This window comes from Bifidobacterium sp. UBA6881 (assembly GCA_002451435.1).
Classification (GTDB): domain Bacteria; phylum Actinomycetota; class Actinomycetes; order Actinomycetales; family Bifidobacteriaceae; genus Bifidobacterium.
In genome coordinates this window covers 37,740-42,632 of sequence record DKCF01000092.1, presented here as the reverse complement: position 1 = coordinate 42,632, position 4,893 = coordinate 37,740, and the positions used below count along the sequence as shown (strand labels likewise).

General features: G+C 61.5%; 6 protein-coding genes. 4 read left to right on the top strand and 2 right to left on the bottom strand.

Translation table 11 applies throughout. The annotated features are described in order from the left end of the window. The 3 genes from B3C64_RS07260 to B3C64_RS07250 form a co-directional block, all read left to right on the top strand. On the top strand, nt 1-630 hold a 630-nt coding region (locus B3C64_RS07260; RefSeq protein WP_291534796.1), incomplete at its 5' end, for a metal ABC transporter solute-binding protein, Zn/Mn family. A gap of 172 nt (nt 631-802) precedes the next feature. Continuing rightward, entirely contained in the window at nt 803-1,663 is an 861-nt protein-coding gene (locus B3C64_RS07255) for an ABC transporter ATP-binding protein (protein ID WP_291534794.1), read from the top strand. A gap of 6 nt (nt 1,664-1,669) precedes the next feature. Further along, entirely contained in the window at nt 1,670-2,509 is an 840-nt protein-coding gene (locus tag B3C64_RS07250; RefSeq protein ID WP_291534792.1) for a metal ABC transporter permease, read from the top strand. 2 nt (nt 2,510-2,511) lie between these two features. On the opposite strand, the gene ispF is transcribed toward B3C64_RS07250, so the two are convergent. After that, complete coding sequence (ispF, locus tag B3C64_RS07245; protein WP_291534789.1) at nt 2,512-3,000, bottom strand: 2-C-methyl-D-erythritol 2,4-cyclodiphosphate synthase; 489 nt, start codon at nt 2,998-3,000, stop codon at nt 2,512-2,514. Nucleotides 3,001-3,007: 7 nt separating this feature from the next. Continuing rightward, complete coding sequence (locus B3C64_RS07240; protein WP_291534787.1) at nt 3,008-3,607, bottom strand: CarD family transcriptional regulator; 600 nt, start codon at nt 3,605-3,607, stop codon at nt 3,008-3,010. Between the two features lie 135 nt (nt 3,608-3,742). On the opposite strand from B3C64_RS07240, the gene B3C64_RS07235 reads away from it, so the two are divergent. Next, the coding region (locus tag B3C64_RS07235; protein ID WP_291534785.1) for a GlgB N-terminal domain-containing protein at nt 3,743-4,893 on the top strand (1,151 nt) is incomplete at its 3' end.

Genomic DNA, 4,893 nt, shown 5'->3' with positions numbered 1-4,893 from the left:
TCCACGGACGCGCGCAACGCCATGGCGAAGGAGCTCGCGAACGCCTACAGCCGAATCATGCCCAGACAGAAGAAGTACTTCTCCAACCGGCTCGCGAAATGGACCAAGCGCGAGGACGCCGTCGAGAAAACCATGAGGCAATTCAAATCCGAGCATGGCGATGTGCCGTATGCGGCGACCGAGCAGGTCGCGTACTACCTGCTCAGCGATATGGGCCTCACCGACAAAACGCCCCAAGGGTATCTCCGCTCCACCGCCTCCGGCGGCGAACCCGCCCCCAAGGACCTGCAAGGCTTCCAGGAACTCTTGGAGAAGCGGAAGGTGGATCTGCTCGTCAACAACACCCAGGAATCGTCGGACGCCTCGAATATGCTGACCGGCACCGCGCATAAATCCGACGTTCCGGTATTCGATGTATCCGAACAGATGCCTGCGGACAGCAAGGATCTCACGGCATGGATCGCATCGCTGGTCGAATCGCTGGATACCCTGCTCGACCAGGAAGAGGAATCGGAACGATCCGACGACGGGTCGGCCACGAAGCCCAATGCCGATGACGCCGACGGCACGAATGACGGCGACGATTCCAACGACGCGGATTCCGGCGGCCAACCGGACCCCGGCAAATAAGCGGCAACCGACCGCATCAGGGGCTTAGTCGCCCCACTTCCAAGCCGCTTCCCGACACGGGAGCGGCTTCTTCGTTGCCCCGCGCTTCGAAACCACGTCGATTCTCTTATTGAGAATGATTGTCAAATCCATTTGCGACGATATATGCGGATCGATTTGAAGGAGGGAAGCCATGCGCGATACGACCAACGCCTGCATCGACTTCAACGACGCATGCGTGAAACGTGGCGGCCACACGATTTGGCAGCACGGCACATTCAGCATCCCACGCGGTTCGGTGACCGCGATCGTGGGAACGAACGGAGCCGGCAAAACCACCATGATGATGGCCGAGCTCGGCCTGCTCCCCACATCCGAGGGGACCATCCACGTGCTCGGCAAGCCCGCGGGGACGATGAACCACCGCATCGGGTACGTCCCCCAAAGCTATGCGTCGGACATCGAATCGAACATCACGGCGGAGCAATCCGTGCTGCTGGGATTGACGGGCACCAAGTTCGGCATACATCCCATCACCGGAAAGCTTCGGAGCAAAACCCGTCAGGCGCTGGAATTCGTAGGATTGCAGGGCAAGGAACGCTATCGGCTCTCGGAGCTTTCCGGCGGATTGCGCCAGCGCGTGGCCATCGCCCAGGCGCTGGTGAGCGAACCGGAGCTGCTGATGCTCGACGAGCCGCTCGCCAACCTCGACCTGGCCAGCCAGCGCGCCACCGTGCATGTGCTCGCCAAGCTCAACCGCGAATTCGGCATGACCATCCAAGTGGTGGCGCACGACCTGAACATGCTGCTGCCGATCCTCACCGGAGCCGTATACCTGCTTGACGGCCACCCGCATTACGCCAATATGAACGAGGTGCTCGATTCCAAACTGCTCACGCATCTGTATGGCACCAAGGTGCAGGTGGTGACCACGCCGCAGGGCGATATGTTCGTCACGCCGACCGATGACGAGCCGGATGGCATCACGCTCGACACGCACGCGCCCGAAGAAGTCGCGCAGTTCCACCATCACGGCGCCGCAAGAAAGGCATAGGAAAAGATGAAAGGCATCGCTTTCACATTCGACCCCGATTGGATGTACACGCTCACCGCACCATTCATGCTGAACGCCTTCCGCGCGGGTCTCTGCATCGCGTTGGCGGCCGGTGTGATGGGATATTTCACCATCGCCCGTCATTCGACGTTCGCCGCGCACGCATTGGCCCACATCGGACTGCCCGGCGCCACCGGCGCGGTGTTGCTTGGATTGCCGGTATCGGCCGGCCTCGGCATATTCGCATTGGGCGGCGCGCTGGTCATCGGCGCGTTGGGCAAGAAGGCATCGCAGCGGGAGATTGCGACGGGCACGGTGCTCGCCTTCGCCACCGGTCTCGGCCTGTTCTTCGCGCGGTTGTCGAGTTCGGCGTCCAAGCAGATGCAATCGATCCTCTTCGGCTCGATCCTGACCATCACCGACGGGCAGATCATTGGTTTTGCGGTGTTCGACGCGGTTCTGATGGCCGTCATGGCCGTCATCTACCGCCCGTTGCTGTTCAGCTCGCTGGACGAGCAGGTGGCCCGGGCGAAGGGCGTCCCCGTGGGATTGATGAACGTCTGCTTCATGGCGATCATGGCCGGCGTCATCACCGTGGCGGTGCCCGCGGTCGGCACACTGCTGATTTTCGCGTTGGTGATCACACCTTCCGCGACCGCCAACATCATCACCAGATCGCCGTTTACGGCGATGGTTCTGGCCACGGTGATCTGCCTCATCTCGATTTGGGGCGGTCTGGTGGTCTCCGCCATGTTCCCGGCACCTCCGAGCTTCGTCATCGTGACGATCTCGACGGCGTTCTGGATTTTGGCGAAGGCCGTGGATTCCCTGAAACGCAGGGCCTGATTTCACTCGGACTTCCGCGCGTCCGGCTCCACCAATGCGCTGGCGATCGCGGCGACGCCTTCGCCGGCTCCGGTGAAACCCATGCCATCCGTTGTGGTGGCGGTCAGGGACACCTCGCATCCGATCGCGGCGGAAAGCGCCCTCTCCGCCTCAAGACGGCGTGCGCCGATTTTCGGACGATTCGCCACAATGACGACGCTGGCGCTTATCGGCCGCATGCCGTTCCTCTTCAGAAAACCAACGGTTTGGCGCAGCATATCGGCGCCATGACCGCCGGCGCCCGCGGAATCCGCACCGACGCCGAACAGCGATCCGATATCCCCCAGATGGGCTGCGGAAAGCAGCGCGTCGATCAACGCATGCGCCGCCACATCGCCATCGGAATCGCCCTCTACGCCATCGCCATCCCAAAGCAAACAGGCAAGCCACAATGGCTTGCCTGCGTCATGCTGGGCGAATCGATGGGCGTCGAATCCCTGACCGATACGCATATGGAACCTACTTCTTCTTTTTGGACTTCTTGCTTTCGGCCGCGACGCGGGCAAGGGTCTCGGTCGCCGGCTCGTCTGGCTCCTCGGTGTGATGCTTCTCATCCCCCGGACGCGCGGGCTCGTACCCGAGGTTCACATCGAGCAGACGCTGGGCCTCGCTTTCCTCAAGGTGCTCGGAAAGCGCGATCTCGGATGTGAGGATGTTCCTCGCCTTGGTCAGCATGCGCTTCTCGCCAGCCGACAATCCATGCTCGTCGACGTCGCGTTGCGCGAGGTCGCGCACGACCTCGGCGATTTTGTTGACGTCGCCGGTGGCGATCTTCTCGACGTTCAGCTTGTAACGGCGGGACCAGTTCATCTCCTTTTCGATGATCGGAGTGCGCAGAATCTCGAAGACCTTCGCGACCTCATTGGCGTCGACGATATCTCGCACGCCCACCTTCTTGGCGTTTTCCACCGGCACGTTGATGACCAGACCATCGGAAGACAGCACGGACAGCTGCAGGTATTCGCGGGTCACTCCCTTAACCGTTCGCTCGGTGATTGCCTCAACCTTCGCAGCGCCGTGTCGTGGATAGACGACCATGTCGCCGACCTTATAACCCATGAATCCTCCGTAAAATCTTACACAAATCCCGAATTATTGTTCCACCAGGGCTGGACTTGCCGAGAATCTTCCGAAAAGGCAAAATAAAACGCGACACGAAGCCATTTTCCGCCATTTCGTGCTTACACTTTTGCCATGGCTACAGATTCGAAGATCAATGAAGATATCGTCGCCGTGCCCGTGCCGCAGAACACTCTGGACGCGGTGAGCAACGGCACTTACTACAACCCGCACGAGGTGCTGGGCGGGCACCTCGGAACCAACGGGCACGAGGACGTCGTCACGATTCGCGCGCTGCGCCCCATGGCGAAAAGCGTGGCGATCATCACGCAGGAGGGACGGACCCTCGCGGTGCACGAGCACAACGGCGTTTTCATGGCGCTGGTTCCCGCCATCGCGACGGACACCGGCCATGGCGTGCCCGATTACCGCATCCGCACCGAATACGAGGACGGCAGCGTCGTGGTCTCCGACGATCCATACCGTTATCTGCCCACCATCGGCGACGTGGACACCTACCTGTTCGGCGAGGGACGGCACGAACGCCTCTGGGAGGCGCTCGGCGCGCACGTACTGCGCTACGACGATCCGCTGGGATCCAATGAGGGCAAGGCCGGCGAACAGCTGGTCGGCACCGCGTTCACCGTATGGGCGCCGAACGCCCATGCCGTGCGCGTGGTCGGCGATTTCAATGGATGGGACGGGCGGACGCATGCGATGCGGGAAATCGGCTCGTCCGGCATCTGGGAACTGTTCGTCCCCGGAATCGCAGGCGGAACGATATACAAATACGAGCTGCTCAACGCCAACAACGAATGGGTCATGAAGGCCGATCCGATGGAACGCTCCCATGAGATCCCGCCACGCACCGGTTCGATCGTGGTCGACACCAAACATGTCTGGCGCGACGACGTCTGGATGAAGAGGCGCGCCGCCACGAATCCGCACAACGGACCGGTCAGCATCTACGAGGTGCACGCGTCCAGCTGGCGCAAGGACGTCGCCGACTACCGCGAGCTCGCCGACAAGCTGGTCCCCTACGTCCGCAAGGAAGGCTTCACTCATGTGGAGTTCATGCCGCTCGCGCAGCACCCGTTCTCCGGATCATGGGGATACCAGGTCACCGGCTACTACGCCATCGACTCGCGGCTTGGCGGACCGGACGATTTCAAGTATCTTGTCGAAAAGATGCACGAGGCCGGCATCGGCGTGATCATGGACTGGGTCCCCGCGCATTTCCCGAAGGACGCCTTCGCCTTGGGCCGCTTCGACGGAACCCCGTTGTA

Excerpts from the sequence above, each read along its gene's own strand:
- B3C64_RS07255 (WP_291534794.1), top strand. The coding sequence starts at position 803 with ATGCGCGATACGACCAACGCCTGCATCGACTTCAACGACGCATGCGTG.
- B3C64_RS07250 (WP_291534792.1), top strand. The coding sequence starts at position 1,670 with ATGAAAGGCATCGCTTTCACATTCGACCCCGATTGGATGTACACGCTC.
- ispF (WP_291534789.1), bottom strand. The coding sequence starts at position 3,000 with ATGCGTATCGGTCAGGGATTCGACGCCCATCGATTCGCCCAGCATGAC.
- B3C64_RS07240 (WP_291534787.1), bottom strand. The coding sequence starts at position 3,607 with ATGGGTTATAAGGTCGGCGACATGGTCGTCTATCCACGACACGGCGCT.